The 17,178-nt window shown below is 32.3% G+C and carries 19 protein-coding genes; 6 read left to right on the top strand and 13 right to left on the bottom strand.

Translation table 11 applies throughout. The features are described 5' to 3' along the window. Positions 1-127 precede the first annotated feature (127 nt). Both NF27_RS06610 and NF27_RS06605 read left to right on the top strand, forming a co-directional pair. Positions 128-1,585: a sensor histidine kinase gene (locus tag NF27_RS06610; protein ID WP_204367873.1), complete on the top strand. Its 1,458-nt coding sequence runs from the start codon at positions 128-130 to the stop codon at positions 1,583-1,585. Continuing rightward, positions 1,582-1,956, top strand: a complete 375-nt coding sequence (locus NF27_RS06605; protein WP_053332649.1) for a response regulator transcription factor — start codon at positions 1,582-1,584, stop codon at positions 1,954-1,956. Before NF27_RS06610 ends, NF27_RS06605 begins: the two co-directional genes overlap by 4 nt. 312 nt (positions 1,957-2,268) lie before the next feature. On the opposite strand, the gene NF27_RS06600 is transcribed toward NF27_RS06605, so the two are convergent. From NF27_RS06600 to rpmB, 6 genes are all read right to left on the bottom strand, one after another. Next, positions 2,269-2,484: a hypothetical protein gene (locus tag NF27_RS06600; protein ID WP_039457231.1), complete on the bottom strand. Its 216-nt coding sequence runs from the start codon at positions 2,482-2,484 to the stop codon at positions 2,269-2,271. A gap of 34 nt (positions 2,485-2,518) precedes the next feature. After that, positions 2,519-2,701: a hypothetical protein gene (locus NF27_RS12485; RefSeq protein ID WP_039457229.1), complete on the bottom strand. Its 183-nt coding sequence runs from the start codon at positions 2,699-2,701 to the stop codon at positions 2,519-2,521. A 201-nt stretch (positions 2,702-2,902) separates the two neighbouring features. Further along, the gene (locus NF27_RS12480; RefSeq protein ID WP_161791822.1) at positions 2,903-3,070 is read right to left on the bottom strand and encodes a hypothetical protein; all 168 of its coding nucleotides are present in this window, start codon (positions 3,068-3,070) and stop codon (positions 2,903-2,905) included. A 315-nt stretch (positions 3,071-3,385) separates the two neighbouring features. After that, on the bottom strand, positions 3,386-4,189 hold the full coding sequence (locus NF27_RS06585) for a lipase family protein (RefSeq protein WP_039457227.1): 804 nt from the start codon (positions 4,187-4,189) through the stop codon (positions 3,386-3,388). 131 nt (positions 4,190-4,320) lie between these two features. Next, a complete protein-coding gene (locus tag NF27_RS06580; protein ID WP_039457226.1) occupies positions 4,321-5,073 on the bottom strand; it encodes a hypothetical protein in 753 nt (250 codons plus the stop codon). A 384-nt stretch (positions 5,074-5,457) separates the two neighbouring features. Beyond that, a complete protein-coding gene (gene rpmB / locus NF27_RS06575; RefSeq protein ID WP_038538282.1) occupies positions 5,458-5,757 on the bottom strand; it encodes a 50S ribosomal protein L28 in 300 nt (99 codons plus the stop codon). A gap of 127 nt (positions 5,758-5,884) precedes the next feature. Between rpmB and NF27_RS06570 the strand changes: the two genes are divergently transcribed. Next, on the top strand, positions 5,885-6,856 hold the full coding sequence (locus NF27_RS06570; protein ID WP_039457225.1) for a mitochondrial fission ELM1 family protein: 972 nt from the start codon (positions 5,885-5,887) through the stop codon (positions 6,854-6,856). After that, positions 6,853-7,260, top strand: coding sequence for an HIT domain-containing protein (locus NF27_RS06565; protein ID WP_039457224.1), 408 nt, complete (start codon positions 6,853-6,855; stop codon positions 7,258-7,260). Before NF27_RS06570 ends, NF27_RS06565 begins: the two co-directional genes overlap by 4 nt. A 12-nt stretch (positions 7,261-7,272) precedes the next feature. On the opposite strand, the gene NF27_RS06560 is transcribed toward NF27_RS06565, so the two are convergent. Further along, a complete protein-coding gene (locus NF27_RS06560) occupies positions 7,273-7,890 on the bottom strand; it encodes a hypothetical protein (RefSeq protein WP_039457223.1) in 618 nt (205 codons plus the stop codon). Positions 7,891-8,098: 208 nt separating this feature from the next. Between NF27_RS06560 and NF27_RS06555 the strand changes: the two genes are divergently transcribed. Then, positions 8,099-10,303 (top strand): capsular polysaccharide export protein, LipB/KpsS family, encoded by a 2,205-nt coding sequence (locus tag NF27_RS06555; protein ID WP_039457222.1) that lies wholly within the window; start codon positions 8,099-8,101, stop codon positions 10,301-10,303. A 2-nt stretch (positions 10,304-10,305) separates the two neighbouring features. Here the strand turns inward: NF27_RS06555 and NF27_RS06550 are convergent, their stop codons facing one another. Further along, on the bottom strand, positions 10,306-10,566 hold the full coding sequence (locus tag NF27_RS06550; protein WP_039457221.1) for an exodeoxyribonuclease VII small subunit: 261 nt from the start codon (positions 10,564-10,566) through the stop codon (positions 10,306-10,308). A gap of 65 nt (positions 10,567-10,631) precedes the next feature. Between NF27_RS06550 and NF27_RS06545 the strand changes: the two genes are divergently transcribed. Further along, positions 10,632-10,940 (top strand): ETC complex I subunit, encoded by a 309-nt coding sequence (locus NF27_RS06545; RefSeq protein ID WP_039457219.1) that lies wholly within the window; start codon positions 10,632-10,634, stop codon positions 10,938-10,940. 621 nt (positions 10,941-11,561) lie between these two features. Here NF27_RS06545 and NF27_RS06540 read toward each other — a convergent pair. From NF27_RS06540 to NF27_RS11250, 5 genes are all read right to left on the bottom strand, one after another. Continuing rightward, complete coding sequence (locus NF27_RS06540) at positions 11,562-12,170, bottom strand: outer membrane protein (RefSeq protein WP_039457218.1); 609 nt, start codon at positions 12,168-12,170, stop codon at positions 11,562-11,564. Positions 12,171-12,324: 154 nt separating this feature from the next. Beyond that, the gene (locus NF27_RS06535) at positions 12,325-12,966 is read right to left on the bottom strand and encodes an outer membrane protein (RefSeq protein WP_039457217.1); all 642 of its coding nucleotides are present in this window, start codon (positions 12,964-12,966) and stop codon (positions 12,325-12,327) included. Between the two features lie 138 nt (positions 12,967-13,104). Further along, positions 13,105-13,479, bottom strand: coding sequence for a hypothetical protein (locus NF27_RS06530; protein WP_039457215.1), 375 nt, complete (start codon positions 13,477-13,479; stop codon positions 13,105-13,107). A gap of 23 nt (positions 13,480-13,502) precedes the next feature. After that, positions 13,503-16,217, bottom strand: coding sequence for a hypothetical protein (locus tag NF27_RS06525; RefSeq protein WP_039457214.1), 2,715 nt, complete (start codon positions 16,215-16,217; stop codon positions 13,503-13,505). Between the two features lie 230 nt (positions 16,218-16,447). Beyond that, entirely contained in the window at positions 16,448-17,095 is a 648-nt protein-coding gene (locus tag NF27_RS11250) for an outer membrane protein (protein ID WP_053332648.1), read from the bottom strand. Between the last annotated feature and the right edge of the window lie 83 nt (positions 17,096-17,178).

Raw genomic sequence — 17,178 nt, 5'->3', positions numbered from 1 at the left:
TGATATTTTTAGTAGTAAAAATTATAAAATTAGTGGAAAATTAAATTAAAGGGGTACTCGCATTTTGCTTTGTGTTAGGGGGAGCATGCTGTATTATATAATTATCTTAGTTTTTCTTAGCCTATTTATGGCATTTTATATTTTACGGCTTAGGAAAAAGCTGAATATATTGCATACCTCAAATCAAGACCTACAGGAATTTCTAGCCCTTGAAACTACGGTAAAAAGCTTGATTGAGGTGATTAGGCAAGAAGAGAACATCCATACATCATCAAACATTATGTGTAATACCTTAGCAAATTTATTAAAAATTGAGGGGATGGGTATATATAAAATTTTACAAAATGAAATTGATCTTACTATGGGAGAATATTTTGTAGATATAAATAATAGAAATCTTTGTAAAGAATATTTAACTGCTGAATTTATTAATGAAGTTACTGCTCATCAAAAAGCTAATTCTATATTATCAAAAAACTTTATTTTGAGTGATAAGTTAATAAATATTATTACTATGCCGGTAGTAAATAGTGATAAGACTTTTAGTTTAATAGTTGTATTTAAAGTATCCGGTAAAGAAAAAGCAGATGAAAAGATAGATGATTTTATTATTCAGGTTCTATATTATTGCACTCACTTAACCGGTTTGATTATAGATGTAAAGACAAGGGTTGAAGTTGATAAATTAATAGAAGAAAAAGAAAAGAGTGAAAAACAAGCAGTAGATCTTGCCGAAAAATTAGAACAGGAAATAAGAAATAGCGAACTGCAAAATGAATTTATCGGTATTATTTCTCATGAGTTTAGAACGCCTTTAACTGTAATTGCCTCTTCTATAAAATTATTACAGATTAATATAAATCATATGTATTCCTTTTTAAATCAGCTAACCCAACGTTTTGAAGTGCTTTGCTCAACTAAAGGCTTCACTAAGGTTGCGCCGATGTTTCATGATCAGGAACTTAACATGAAAGAGGGATTAAGATTAGATAAAATTGATGAGCAAATTAGAAATATTAATAACTATATATTAAAATTTTCTACGCTCATAGAAAACACTATGAGGCTTTCAATGATCGAAAGTAGCATAGCTAAAGAAAATAGCAGCTATTTTCCAGTTGAGATCAACCTTAAAAGTACTTTAGAAGAACTGGTAGTTAATTTTAAAAATTTTAGAGAAGAAGTACTTTTAGAATTTATCTGCGATGAGCATTTACATAATATATATTTTGATAAAGTAAGCATATATTTGGTTCTTTCTAATATAATATCCAATGCAATAAAATTTTCTAAGCCTAATAGTAAAGTTATACTAAAGTTATTTGTCGCAAATAATAATTCAGTCTTGATAGTAGAAGATCAGGGTATCGGTATTCCTAAAGAGAACCAGGGCAAGATATTCAGTAAGTTTTATAGAGCACATAATGCTAAAACTATCTCAGGTACCGGTATAGGGTTATATTTAGCACACAAATTGATGGAATTTAACGGTGGAAGTATTAATATAGAAAGTGAGCTTGGTAAGGGAACCAAGGTTATACTTTCTTTTTTTAGTCAGAAGGATAAACTCAAGGGGGATCTATGATAGATATAATTTGTATTGAAGATGAAGAAGTTTTTAGAAGAAATTTAACTGAAATATTAGAAGCGGAAGGATATAAAGTTAAAGCTTTCAGTGACGGTGCTGAAGCTTTAACTTATATGCAATCACCGCATGAAGGCTTGCCTAAGATTGTTATATGCGATATAAACTTGCCTCAAGTTTCCGGATATGAGTTTGTTAGAAGAATTAAGATGCTTGATTCTCAAGCGGCTAGCATACCGGTGATCTATTTAAGTGCAATGGGACAGAAGCAGGATATTGTGAAAGGTATGGCATTAAACGTGGCAGATTACTTAGTAAAGCCTATAGATTTTGATATCCTAACTTCGAAAGTAAAGAGCTTAATGGGGTGAGTGGCTCTAAAACCTTAGCTGAATAAACCTCCTCTGTGAGCTGTGATGCTATCTGTTCAGTAATATATAGTAAATTACGTTGAATATCCTACAAATAGGGAGCATAGTTGAACTATAAAAAATTAAACTAAGTTTGCGTATAAATGACTATGCCATTTATAATGAGCACGCGCCATAAATGGCGGCTAGGCGTGTGCTTCTACTGTTCTTATTATCTGGATTTTCAGTTGTAGGAAATACGGTATATTAAACTTAACTTATTATTGATATTATCTGATTAATATTACCAGTGTTGATGATTTATATATAAAATTAGCCTCTCGGAAAGTAACGTAGTGGCGGTTGCTGCTCCCTTTGTAAAGCTTCAGCATGCCTCCTGATAGGTTTTTTCTCACCAGTGGACCCTTTATGCTGATTTTTTATAGAATCATCTTTAACTTGATTGATTTGAGCTGCTGCGGGTTTCTCTTTATCAGCGGTTGCAACTGCAGGTAATTGATGAACGGAGGATAAATCATAATTTGCCATGCTTTTTCCGCTTGTCGGGATCTTGACAGAGATATTATTTGAGCCAACCTCTAATTGTAGGTAATTTGAGTAGAATTTTAATTGTGTTCAATTCCCTTTCTGTTAAGCTTAGGATATCTATAGCTGTGTTTTTATAAGAAGCAAACTTAGCTGATAAGAATATATTCACGTCTTCCTCTCTCTTAAATTCTTGTTCTAAGCGCTCTTTGGGATGCATACCTTCATTTGGTGCAGTTTCAAAATAAACCCTGTGTTTTTTTTGTTTTGGTTGCTCACATGAATTTGCTTCATTATCAAGCTTTATTTCTTTCCTTTTATTTCTACTGCTCGCATCTTTCGGCTGCTCTATTCCTGATATTGATCGTGTATTATAGTTACATCTAAAGCATAATTAATTCTATTAGTAGCTTCTTTTAAATTATTTATCGTTGATATCATTTCCGGATCGCAGAAATTGGTCTATATCTTTTTCACTTTTTTTGTTTTTCAGGTAACCTTGGCATAACCTGATTAAGTGATCAAATAGGGCGCTTTGCTTATAAATTTGGTTTTTACCGGTTGGAAATTTTGTACTATTATTTTTCATTATTAAATGCATTATTTTTGTTTTACATTAGCACATCATTAATTCTTTATCTATGAAGCACAGCATAGATATCTAATTTTTTTATAAAACGCTGTTAATATTAAAATTTTGTTAAAAGGTTTTGTATATTAGTTTAACAAAAGTTTAAATTAATATACAAATATACATAATTAAAATACAGCAGCTAAGAAGATTAGGGCAAAGAGGTGTCTAGGTTGATTTACTATATGTGTATTAGGTTTAAAAGTAATGCACCCCGCTCCGGGTTTTGAGCAGGGTGACGTTTAACTAACGTTTAATTTTTAGGTAAAAAAATTATGCAACTTCAAAGCCCGCATTATTCTCAACAAAATAAACAAGTTCATCATTCACCATTTCATATTCAATAAAATCACCTGAATCTTTATCAAAAGCTTTGGTAATAATATTTCTAAACTGGTGGTTGTATATTGTTTCCATTATACTGCCGAAGATAGAGGAATTAGTATACGGCATTGTAAATTCATAAACATTACCAACCTCGTCATGAACCGAGTTTGCAAGGTGCTTAGGTGCATTAAAGGTGGTGATATCCAAGTTATCACATCCAAGCTTTAAGTTGTTATCTTGTATATAGTTCTCTAATATAGGCTTAGAACCCGGGCTATCAATATTCACTGATGAAACCTGATATCCTAATGATGTAAGTTTAGCATTTTCTAAATTTGATAAAACAGCACCAAGCGAGTGACCGGTAGTTGTGAATGTATAGTCATGTGCCTCATTGCCGAGTTGCTTAATTACTGCATCAGTAAATTTATCTGCACCATAAGTAAATTGGTTTGGAACATATCCGAAAAATAACTGTGTATCAGAGTATAAGTCCTTTACGAAGTCAATCGGAACCGAGAAATCAAATTTTGATAACCATCCTAAACCGAAGACATTAAAGTTGGTGCCACTGTTGGCAATAACTACTTCTTTGCTTGTTTCATTAATATAGGCTGTACCGTAAAACCCGGATTTACTGGCGCTAACTTCATCTGAAGTTAGTAGCTTCTTCCATTCACCGTTCTCATATTTAGAAGAATTTTTTGTATAAGCTGCTGCACTAAATTGTGCTAACTGATAATTATTCATTAATCCCCACTTGATTTGTTGTTATTAATATAATAATAGCATTAATTTAAATATTGGTCAAATTAGTAGAAAAAAAATGAATATACATTATTAAATAAAAAATATTTAAAATTTTAAATCATTAACCTGCTTTACTTACTTACCTGTGAGGGTTGATTAGATTGAGGGTTTACCCTTTCAACAAACCTTTCGCTTAATGAACTGCGTACTGCAAGCTTCGCCGCTTTAAAAATAAAAGTTGCACCTGTGTTATATTTTGCAGTAACTTCTTCGCGATTTATATAGCTATTAATTACTTTATTAAAGCTAGTTTGTGTTATTGCCTCTGCTAAAAGCGTTCTTGCATTACTCACCTGTTCTTTATTTAATAGTAAAGTTATATTATGTTGAATTTCATTTGCAAAATATTTTATAGATTTAAATATTTCTCCACTAAAATTTTCTTCAACTTCCGTTTTTACTTTATCTTTTGTATCTTCTTTATTTTCTTCTTCAAGCATGTTTTCTTCATCAAGTTCTTCATCAAATCCGTCTTGTTCATCGCTCTTATCATTTATAACATCTTTAATAAAAGATAATTCGCACTTTGCATATTGATCAGCAAGTTTTTTCATAGCTTCTTCGGTAGGAAATATAAACTTGTTTTCCTCACTTATCAAAAACTTATTTTTCAATTCTTCCTGTAATACTGTTAGAATATTTCTTGTAACCCCAAATATGATTCCCTTTTCTTTTATTTCTTTAGCCCAGCTAGCAACTTGGCTTTTTAATGGATTACAAAACACAACCTTATCTGCTTCCAAATCTCCTTTCCTTACACTATCTCTTAATAAGGATTCATCATTTCCTTTGGTGGTAAGGGTAGTATTTAATATATCTTTCATTTTTTTATTAATTTTTATTTAATGTTAAATCTTTCATTTTTTTATTAATTTTTATTTAATGTTAAATATTTTAACATTTATTGGTTTCTTTATTAACTATATTTATTTTAAATTTATATTACATCTCTATATTCGCTATACATTTAGTTTGTTAGGCAATTAATTGTATAGTAGAATTATCAACTCAAGAAGCTAATTAATATATAAGAAATCGGCTATATTTAGTAGCAATACAGCGCATTGAACTAAACTAATTTTATTAGTAAAATGTTATAAAAATAAATTGCATTTATAAAATGGATATAAAAAAAGGGTAATAAGCAAAAAAAAGCAGCTCCTTGGTTTAAGGGCTGCTTCTCTTTCGTATGGTATAATATTTTAAATTTAGCCGGCTTGCTTAGCTTTTAAAACTTCAATTATTTTTTTTCTAAGTGCTTTTGCTTTTTTACCTAAGTTAGAAGGGCTGGCTTTGAGCAAATAATTATCAACACCGTTATTATGTTCAACAGATCTGATAGTGCTTGGAGCAGCATCAAAGCGAATAAAAGTACCGAGTGCGTCGCTTAGTAAAGAAAAAGTCTGAATATTGGGTAGAAATCTTCTTCTGGTCTTTCTGTTTGAGTGAGAAACATTGTTACCGCTCATTACTGCTTTTTCTAAATTTAACTCGCATCTTCTAGACATATTAATTAACCTTACTTGTAAAATATCAAATTTATTTAGTTGGTTTGTAGCAAATTTTTTTGTAAACTGCAAGCAGAATGTGTAGTGAGATGTGTAGTGAGATGTGTACTGTAAGATGTAGTGAAATATGTCGCTAAAAGTTTTTGTGCTGACGGATGATAGAGCAGGCAACTCGAATCAGGCAATCGCCTTAGCTAAATTATTGGGATTTGATTATGAAGAAAAGCGCTTAGAGTATAACAAGCTTGCTGCTATACCATTTTTTTTTAAAAGCGGGTTTGAATTATTAAATAAAAATTCTATTGAGCATTTAATTCAAGATGAACCGGATATAATAATAAGTGCAGGGCGAAGAGCTGCAAGTGTTGCGCTGGCTTTAAAAGATAGAAATAGAAGCACTAAAATCATTCAAATTTTAGGAGCTGAGAAGAATTATAAGCTTTTTGATTTAGTAATACTTCCTGAGCATGATAGAAAGCAATTTATTTCTTATCCTGATAATGTGATTTTTACTCCGCTCGCTATTTCATGCTTTTCGCGCTATGAGCTTGAGCAGGAAAGCTTAAAATGGCAGCCTGTTTTAGCTAAATATAAGCAACCGTATCTGGCGGTACTAATCGGCGGGAATTCAAAAAAATGTAAATTTAAAGAAAAACATATTACTGATTTTATTAATAATGTTACGAATATTGCCAAAAATTATTCGGGAAGTTTACTTATCACCTCAAGCAGAAGAACTCCTATTGCATTAGTTGGAAAGCTTAAGCAGGCTTTAGAGAAGACCGAAGCAAGTTATTTTTTATATGAGCCCGAAAAATATGCAAATAATCCTTATAAGGCATTTCTCAGTAATGCTAAAGCAATATTAGTAACTGGTGATTCAATTTCTATGTGCAGTGAAGCATGTTCTCTCGGTAAGCCGGTATTCATTTATGCTCCGAGAAGTATGTTAAGCAGTAAGCATATGGCTTTTGTAAAGCATTTATTTAAAGTAGGGTTAGCTGCTCCTATAAGTAATAAATTTGAACCTTTCACTCCTTTAAAACATAATTATACTCAAATGCTGATTGAGAATATAAAACAAAGGCTGCATTTATGAATTTTGAGCTTCACCCTAAGCTAAATGAAGATACTATATTTATTCATGATTTTTCTCTTTCAAGATTGCTTCTTATAAAAGATGCTAACTTCAAATGGTTTGTTTTAGTGCCGAGAGTAGAAGGATTAAGAGAGATTATTGATGTAAATGAAGAGAATAGAATTTTACTCTTTAAAGAGATTTGTGATATATCGGAGTTTTTAAAGCAAAGCTATTTTCCTTATAAGCTCAATATTGCTGCTATTGGTAATATAGTTGAGCAGTTACATATCCATATTATTTTGCGCTATAAAGATGACCCGTTATACCCTAATCCGGTATGGGGAAATAACCTACCGAAAAAAGAATATACAAATGCAGAGATCGAGCTGATCATTAATTCAATTAAGCAGTACTTTGCTTAAAGAGTGGCGAATTTATAAATAATTCTCTTTAACTACTGCTCCCATTATTTTGATCTTATCAACATTAATATCCCTGGATGATGATATAATTATACCTTTCCCTGATTTAAATTCTATGCTTCCTATATTTACTTTTTTATCTAAGTAAAGAATTTGTGGGATAGAGGGGTCTTCATTTACAATAACTTCAAGTTTTTCAATTTTAGAATCTTCAATAAATATTTTTTTGGCATTAGTGCTAACATTGTTAAATGTAGAATGTTTTGCAATCATGGTTCCAAACACGGTAAGCTTATTAATAAAGTTGGAGTTGCTAATTTTGGCTGAGCCATATATATAGGCATCTTTAATTTGCGAATTTGAGATATTAAGAAATCCGTAAACTATCAATTTATTAAAGAAAGCATCTTCTGCGGTAAAATGTCCGAAAATTTGAGCGGTGTTTTCGATATAAGCGCTGTTAATAACCGAAGGGCCATGAGAGGTGTGATTAGGTAAAATAGCACGTGACTTAATAAATTGAATATTCGCATTTTTTTCCGGTTGATTAAATGTATTAGCATTACAATTAAATATTAATAGAATATTAATTACTTGGCTAAATACCACAAAGAAAAAGTTTTTTATCATTTTTTCTAATTTTCTTAATTATATAAAGCTTTTATCAGAAAAGTGAAAAGCAATCAACCTTCAATACATGAAATATTAAGAAGTTAAATTAAGTTATCCTGCAATAGCCTGTTATTTAATAAGAAAAGAAATATATAAACATTAATGCATGTAGCGAAATTTGTAGTATACTCGGGCGCAATATAGACTGATAAATTTATATTTAGTAATGGAAGACATAGTTGGAATTAAGCCTTTAGATTTGAGGAATGATGCGGGTTTAACCGTGATTATTCCTTTTAAATACACTAATCAAAGAGAAGATATACTGGAAAGAATATCTTTCTGTAAGTTAGATAGAAATTTACCGAATAATATTGATTTCCTACTGGTAGATGATTGCACTGAACTTGATATTAGTGAACAAGCCGCAAACCTTTGTAAGGAATTAGGTATATCCTATATGCGCTTAGATAGCGATAACCTGTTGTTTTCAGCGGCAAGAGCAAGAAACTACGGCGCAATGTACAGTTTATCACCTTTTATAATGTTTATGGATATAGATCTTGCGGTATATGATGGGTTTTACCAAGATGTTTTAGAAGAAATTAAGCTCAATGATTTAGAAAATAATGTAAGGGATTTTATCGGCTTCGGGGTGGTTTATCTTACCAAGCACGGTAGCGAGTTATTTTTTAATGCGGAACGCACCACAAGAAGAAAGCAATTTTTACAATACTTTTTAGTAAATAACGAAGAAGTAGTTGAAAAGTTTTCCACCGGCACTTCAGTGCAAGTTTTTAACCGGGAATATTATCTGGCAAGGGGAGGCAATAATGAAGAATTTTCCGGTTGGGGTTTTGAGGATCTGGAATTTACCTGTAGGCTTGCGCACAGAGCTAAACATTTTCCACTGCCGCAAAATTTTCTGCAAGATTATAAAAATTGCCGGGATGTAGTTGAGTATAACGGGTTTAAGAGCTTAATAAGATTATATGGAGATATAAGCTTTGCCAAAGGAATTTCACTTTTTCATATTTGGCATGAGGTAAATAATTCATCTTCTTATATGAAGCGGAAGCAAAAAAATAGAGTATTGTTTAATAAGTTGCTAAAGAGCTATATAGAACGAAAAGAAGAGCCTGAACCGCTACCTGATCTTTCGCAAGGTAATAGTTTGATTTTTACTCTAACTCATCCTGCAATATATAATCGCGAAGTGTTACCTAGATACGGAAAAATATTTTATGAGGAGGAAGAGAAGTTTGATGATATTAGCTACTTAGAAGAATATTTAAAAGATAATAATATTAATCGAGTAATATTACAGAATCCTTATTCTAATGAGATCAGGCTAAAAATTTATAATTTTTTACGTGAAAGAGAAATAGAATACTTTGTGATTGAGAGGGGGGCGCTTCCTAACTCAATGTTTTTTGATAGGAATGGGTTTAATGCCGATAGTAAAAGTTATCATTCGCAAAATTGGGATTTTGAAATAGGTGAAGAAAAGAGGAAAGTAGTATTAAATTATATAAGTGAAGAAAAAAGTAATGATGCAGCTTTGGAGGATCAGCCCGAAAGAATAGCGGCAAATAAATTGCTGCGACAACTTAAGATTAACCCGGGTAAGAAAGTTTTATTTGTTCCATTTCAAACCCCTTCCGATACGGTAATCAAGTTCTTCTGCGGGATTATCAAAACTTATGATGAATTCGTGGAGTTAGTTAGAAGCGTTGCAAAGAGCTTGCCGAAGAATTGGGTGTTGGTTTATAAAAAGCATCCTTTAACTAAAGAAGGTTATGAGGTTGCAGGGGGAATTGAGGCAGATGATTATAACATAAAAGATCTGCTTAATATTGCGGATTGCATCCTTCTCATAAACTCAGGGGTAGGGGTGCTTTCCATGCTTTGGGAGAAGCCGGTGTTATATACGGGAGAAGCTTTTTATGCCCATGATGCATTTAACAGGAGGGTAAAAAATCAGCAAGAGATAATTTTAAATTTAAATAATTTATTTATGCCTGATAAGGAAAAAGTATTCAGATTTTTAAGTTACTTAATTAATGACTTTTATTCGTTCGGTAATTTTACAACCAAAGTGATTGATTGGTCTTTAGAATCGAAAATGACTATTACCAGTGAGATTGATTATTATCAAATAAATAATATTGGCAAAACAAAATACATGTATAACCCTGTTCGTGCCGTAAAGATAAATAATAAGTCGGTTTTATTTGACCGCTACCGATTTAGTACGGATTATAAATTAAGGCAAGGAACCGGGCTTATAGGAAGACCTATTATAAGAAATAATACGAAAAGAAGATTTGTTATAGTCAGAAGGCTTCGGAAATTAATCAATAATCCGCATAATTTCTTTGAGGACTCCAGGTTTATATTTTTAAGGAGATTGAGGTATTTATTTAAATAACTTTATTCATAAAAAGCATTTAAATTAGAAGGTTCTATTTCCTTAGCCTCGCCTTTTTCATGAATAACTTTATCGACTTTTAATTTAGCCTGATCGAGCCTGGTGCTACAATGCTGCTTTAGCTCAAGCCCTCTTTGGTAAAGTTCAATTGCATTATCAAGCTCAACGCTTCCCGTTTCAAGGTTTTTTACAATTGATTCAAGCTCAGTTAATGCTTCCTCGAAAGAAAGTTTCTCTACAGATTTTTTCTTAATTTCAGCCATATTATTTGAAACCTTATTTTAGATATGTTAGTTATTAATAAAAGTTAAAATAGTGAAATAATGTTATGACTGCAAGAATTTATAAGCCGTGTCGAACTGCAATGCAATCAGGGGTGCAGAGAACTAAGGAGTGGATATTGGAATATATACCGCAAAACTCACGCTTTATTGACCCGATCATGGGTTGGACGGGTGCCGAAGATATGATGGCTAATGAAGTTAGTTTACATTTTAATACAAAAGATGAAGCGATCGCTTATGCGAGTAAACATAACATTGAGTTTAAACTGGAAGAGCCTAACGAGCCGAAGAAGAGAAAGCCGAGGCCTTATGTTGATAACTACAAATACCATCCTTTAAGAGAGAATGTTTAGTAAATTAAATTAAATTAAATTAAATTAAATTAAATTAAATTAAATTAAATTAAATTCTTACACGCAGGGAGCATAGCTAAACTATAAAAATTAAACTAAATTTGCGTATAAATAATTTTGTATTTATAAGGTATGCGCCATAAATGGCGGCGAGGGTGGCGTGCCTCTTACTATTCTTATTTTCTGATTTTTTAGTTTTCGGCTATATATAGTCAATTAAGTTGAATATATTACACCTTTATTTTGATAGACTTTAATTAACTTAATGACTTCTTTTCTGAAGTTACTCAAATAATAGTAGCGCGCCCCTCCGCCCCCCTTTAGAGGGGCAGCGCTCATAAAAATTATTAAATAATTTTTATGTATCTTTAGTTTGTTATAAAGCACCCGGGTTAAATAAATGCTATTGTGTGATTTATAAATTAATTTATCATAGAATATTAAACTTAATTATTGTATTTAAATAAACGCGTAAGATATTCAATTTTAGTTAATAATATTGTTTATAGTATATTTGGATTCGAAGAATCCATAAATGCGTGCCTTCGCACCCTTTTGGGGTGCTCTGCCCTCCTGGCACGCACTTATATATTCATAATATATTGTTATAGTAGCCGATAATTAAAAATCGTATCTTGCACCTAAAACCAGCATATGGCCTGCTTTCGGTTCAACTTTTAAATTAGTACCGTTGAGCGAATAATCAGCACCCGATTTACTCATTCCGAATGAACGATATCTATATCCTAAGCCTACCTTGGTAACATCAAAATTGAAATCAACCCCAAGACCTGCCTGATAGCCGAAGCTGCCTTTCGATTTAGGCTTAGTTCTTTCTACTACGTTTGTCCCGGTGATTTTAAACTTATTTTTACCGTAACCCATTCCGGCTACAAAATAAGGTGTGAATTTATCGGTAGGGTACAGATCATAATAGAAATTTAACATCCCACCCATGCTTGATTCCTTAACTTGTAAACCAATATCTTTATTTTTAGATTTATGGCTATGTAAAGAAAATGCTAATTCAGATCTGATATTAGGATTTAAATAAGTTCCGAATGCGATATCACCGGCTATGGGAGATGAGCTTTTCATCTTGCCTGTAGTGCCCTCGATTTTGGGCTTACCTTTACCCATGCCTAAATTAATTGAGCCATAAAAGTCATCTGCGCTCGCAGTTGCTGCAATTGCACTGAATGCCACTGCTGCTAATATAGTTTTCTTCATTATATTATCCTAAAATATATATGTTGCATAATAGGTTATACATAAAGTGAAATATTATTGCAATTTTTTGTTTGAGTGGTCGTGAGGTATTTTTAGAAAAAAGTCGGCTTACTTTAAATTGATAAACCGACTTTATGTATGATAAAGTTAAATATTAGAAATCCATTTTAACGTTGGCTAGAAGTAAGTGATAAGGTTCACGCTTTACAGTTATAGCATTTTCCTTAAGTTTAAATGAAGAACTTCCTGTATCCCTAAACCTATAGCCTAATCCGATTTTTATATCATTTGCTGCTTTCATATCAATTCCCGCACCCAACTGCCAAGCAAAACTTTTTTTAGAACCTGAATTTTTATCTTGATCTATTAAAGTATTAGCAAAAATATATTCCGAATATTTAGCATTTATTTTATTATTTACATAACCTAATCCTGCCATTATATAGGGTACAGCCATTGTATGATTGTTAAAATCATAATAGCTGTTTAGTAATATGGAATATGATTCATGCTTTAATTTTAAATGTTCAACTATTCCATACTCTTTGTCGGTATAATTCTTTTTACCAACTAAATACCCGAGACTAAGTTCGCCCCTAAAATCAGGAGTAAGATAGGTACCTACCCCTAGTTCCCCGCCTTCCGAGGTAATTGAAATTCTACCACTTTTTTTAGAATTAGTAATTTTATCTCTATTCTTCCCTACTACACCGCTTAGTGAGAGGTAAAAATCATCAGCATTTGCTTGCGCGGCAAAAAGACTCAAGCTTAAGCCCAAAAAGAAAATTTTTTTCATTATTGCTCTTATTTATATATTAGTTATTTAATAGTTAGTTATACTCAACTGTATTTTGAATGCAAATTTATTTTTATATTTTATATGAGTGCGTGCCCTATAATAAGAGATAAAGCGCGTTCCATATTATTTATTATACTAGCAATCGCAAATAACTGCTTTTTCAGTAAAGTCTTTGAGCTCATTGCTGATGTTTAACAAGGTTTCATCCGAGGAGGCCGCATTACGATACCACTTAACGTTGAATTTCAGCACTTTATCCGTGCAGAAGATGTTGCAATATAAATCTTCCAGCTGGTTTACAGCAGGAGCTGCTTTAAGTTCATCAACCTGAACCTTAGCCGCATCAAAGTATTTAATAAACTTACCAAACTCCTTATGTTTACTTTTAGGAAAGTCGATTACCAATTCATCTTTTGCATCAACAATTGTTTCAAAATAATTTTTAAGGTGTTTTAATACCTTGCTGCTTCCTTTTGCTACAGAGTTAGATGCAGTATTAGTTTTCGGCATTTCGTTATATGCTTTAACTTGGTTTAAAAGAACGGAGGTGTAGTTAAGTGATTGTTGGATACTATCGCGAAATCCAGATAAGTGCTATTGCTTGCCTGCCATTTGTTCAGTGCTAAAGTGATGGTTGAGTTATCCCCAAACCAAAAGCCTTTTTGAGTAAAGTATTCAACCGGGCTAATTACTAACACTTCATTTGCCGGGATCACTTTTGCACTACTTAAATAGTTTTCAAAAGCCTGCGCATAACCAACACCCATCGCCTCTCCGGTTAAAGCAGAATAATAAAAAGCCATTTTTTCATAAGTTTTAAGCTTCAAAATATGCTCTTTAAACTCAGCTTCGGCAGTGAGCCGATCAATAAAATCACCTCGTAAGCTTTGTAACTTGATTGCAACAGCGTTTACTACTCTTGGGTCGGCAGGGCAGGTTAGCGGGATTTCTGCTTTAGTGGCTTTATCAGTGTAGGTTTTTTTGGCAGAATTATAGAGGCTAAGTTCGTTTTCTATAAGCTTTTTAAAACTTAAAAAAAATGTCATAAACTTTATCGAATATTCAATATTGTTATTACCTAAACCAAATTTCTCAGCCATGATATATGTGCCATCAACACATACTCTATGTGGATTTACATATATTGAGCTAGTTTTTTGTTCAATAAGTATGCCGTCTCTATATTTAGTATCTAAAACCTGAGAATTAGTCTCAATTTTATTATCCTTATAAGCTTGCGCGACACTCGGTAAAGTGTGATTTAGTGCCTTCGGCAAGCCGAGTGCTTTGCTATATGCTTCATTTTCATTTGCTATATAAGCACCGAAACTATTGAGCTCGGCATTATAAACTTTAAGCATTTCACCCACTATGTTTTGCTGCTTCATTGCTTTAATTGCATTGATCACTTTATCATTAGTTGCAATGGTCGGCTCTAGAGTTTTAAGTAATAAGGCTACTTTCTCAGTATCTTGGTTAACTATATCCAGTAAAAAACGCGGCAGCACGCTGCTGATTGAATAGAACAAAGCCGGGTTTGGCATTGCTTTAGGCATAGGCAAATCTTTAACACCTAATGTTTTATTGGCGTAACCCACCAAAAACCCGACGTTTTGCTCGAGTGGCCTTGCTTCCAGCTGCTGCTCAATTGATTTATCAATAAATAAATACTCCGGGTTTTTATCGGGATTATTCAGCACATTATCAAACGCCAAGTGGTTATTAGCGAAATCCAAATTTTCCAGGTGTTTCAACTTATCATCCAACTTCTCTGACATTTTATTGTTTTTGATCATATAGATTGCTTTGCTTATCTCACTTAACAGGTTAGTATGCACGGCATCAACAATCTCTTTGTGGCTAAACTCCTGGAATCTTGCAATTGCTTCTAATTTATCAGAAACTTTAATAAAGTTATATTCGTTGCGTTTAATTGACTCATGCACTGCTTCGAATACTTGGAATAACTCCCTATGCACTAAATCGAACTGCTCATGCATTTCTTTATGGATTGTATTAAGCGCGCTAAACAACTGATCAAACATTTCAGCCATGGCATTATTCTCTTCATCACTGGAGGAGAATATACTTATAATCGCAAGAGCGCCTGAAATCATTGCTGTTGTCGGATTAATCATCGCGATACCGCTTACTGCGGTCACGCCGAAAGACCCGGTGATTTGGCAGGCTGCATAGAAGGCTTGAGTTGAAGCCACGGTTAAAGCTCCGAATTTCTGTAAATCTTTTGAGCCTGTCACCTGACCAAGCTGAATTAATAAATTCCCTACATCATTTGCCGCATTAAAATAAGATTTAATTTCCTCCTGCTTGGCTTGTGCAGCCATTTTTTGCAACATTTCCGCTTGGATTTTATTATTTAATTCAGCATAAAATAAAATCTCTTCTTCCCTAAGTTTCAATTCTTCTGCATTAGCATATGCTTTATCTAGGTTATCATTAATATCCTTAGTTCTTGCATTTTGTTCAGCGGAATTTCTTAAAATTTTATCTATATCGAGCCCTTGCTTGGCAAAATTTTCTTTTAATTCTTCATGGTGTTTATTTCGTTTTTCTTCAGCTTCTTTAGCACCTCTAATCTGTTCATCTATTCTTTGTTTTATCTTGTCACTTTCTTTAAAGTTTAATATGTCTGCAGTCAGTTTAGTGTATTCCCAAGCATCCGGGGTTAACATATTATAATCTAATGAACTAAAAATTTCGGAGTATAAGTTTGGATCCCGATTAGCAAAGTTAATTTTTTTAAGAAGATCAATATCGATTTTATCTCCTTGAAAAAAGCCCTGTTGATCAGCAACATCTTTCGCAGCTTGAATAAAGAATTTTCTTCCTCCATCAGGTATTAGATTATCCACACCTGACCTTATTGTTTTCTCAATTAGGTTAGTATCTTTAAATGTGTCCTTATATAATAAGAAATAATCTTTTATATCTTGATCGCTAAACCGGTTAAAATCCTTCGGGGCTTTGTATAAAGCAAGCTTTAAAGCTATGTTATGTTCCTCTTCAGGGGTGGAAAAGTCTATAAAATTTTGATTATTATTATTATAAAAGTCTTGAGTTAATCCTTTTAAAATTAAATCACTTTTTAATTTATTATAAAAAAGGGTTTTGTGAAAATGGTAGTAGGGAGGAAGAGGAGAGGGGACAAAAGGACACCCGAGGTGGGATTTTAATTCCTTATTAAATTCATTTACCAACTTTTTCTGGTTTTCGGTTAGTTTAAGCATATTATCTCCACATTTTAATTTTAATAAAAATGAAAATAATTATATTTTATTAAATAACAAGGAATGTTTTGTTAAGAATTGAGATAATATAGTGCTTATTATTAATTAAATTTAAATTTATCAGCAATATAGCTTTATTAGTTGCTTACAGATAAGCAATAAAAAAAAGCCTACCGCCGTTATGGAAGTAAGCTTTTTTAGTAGTATATTCTACTTAAGCTTTAAATTAATTAAAACTCAAATCTAACATGAGCTAATGCTAAGTGAGAGTGCTTAACTTTGATTTTGTTTCCATCTTTTTTAACTGAATTAAGTCCAGTATCTTTAAATCTGTAACCAATACCAAGTTTGACATTATCAGCTACTTTAGCATCTATACCTAAGCCAACTTGATAAGCAAAACTACCTTTAGATTTATTGTAAGGTGTATTGATAACTTTCCCACCATTTTTTAAATCTTTTCCAACAAATCCAGTTTTAAATTTATTATGAGCATACCCCACACCAGCCATTACATATGGAGTAAATGCGCTAGAATTTGCAAAATCATAATAACCATTTAACATTACAGATATTGTTTGTGCTTTACCAAAAATTTCACCTCTATAAGAAGTGCTTTCAAAAGCTTTACTTTTTTTATCACTTACAAGGTAACCAATAGCAAGTTCAGCTCTAGTTTCAGGAGTGATTTGCGAGCCAACTGCTACATCAAAACCTTTTGGTTTAGAATTACTAGAGTTATATTCTCCAAAATCTTTACTTGATGACTTCACGCCGCCCTTACCGTATAAACCGCCGATAGAAGCGTAGTAGTCTGCTGCAGATGCTGTTGAACTAGCCATAATAGCTAATGCAGCAATTCCTAGAATCTTTTTCATAAATCCTCAATATTGTTAAAATTCACAAAGCAAATTATAATATAAAATAAATTAAATGCAAATAATAATATTATTTTTAAAAT

The organism is Candidatus Jidaibacter acanthamoeba (genome assembly GCF_000815465.1).
Taxonomy (GTDB): Bacteria; Pseudomonadota; Alphaproteobacteria; order Rickettsiales; family Midichloriaceae; genus Jidaibacter; species Jidaibacter acanthamoebae.
This window is presented reverse-complemented; position numbering and strand designations above follow the sequence as displayed.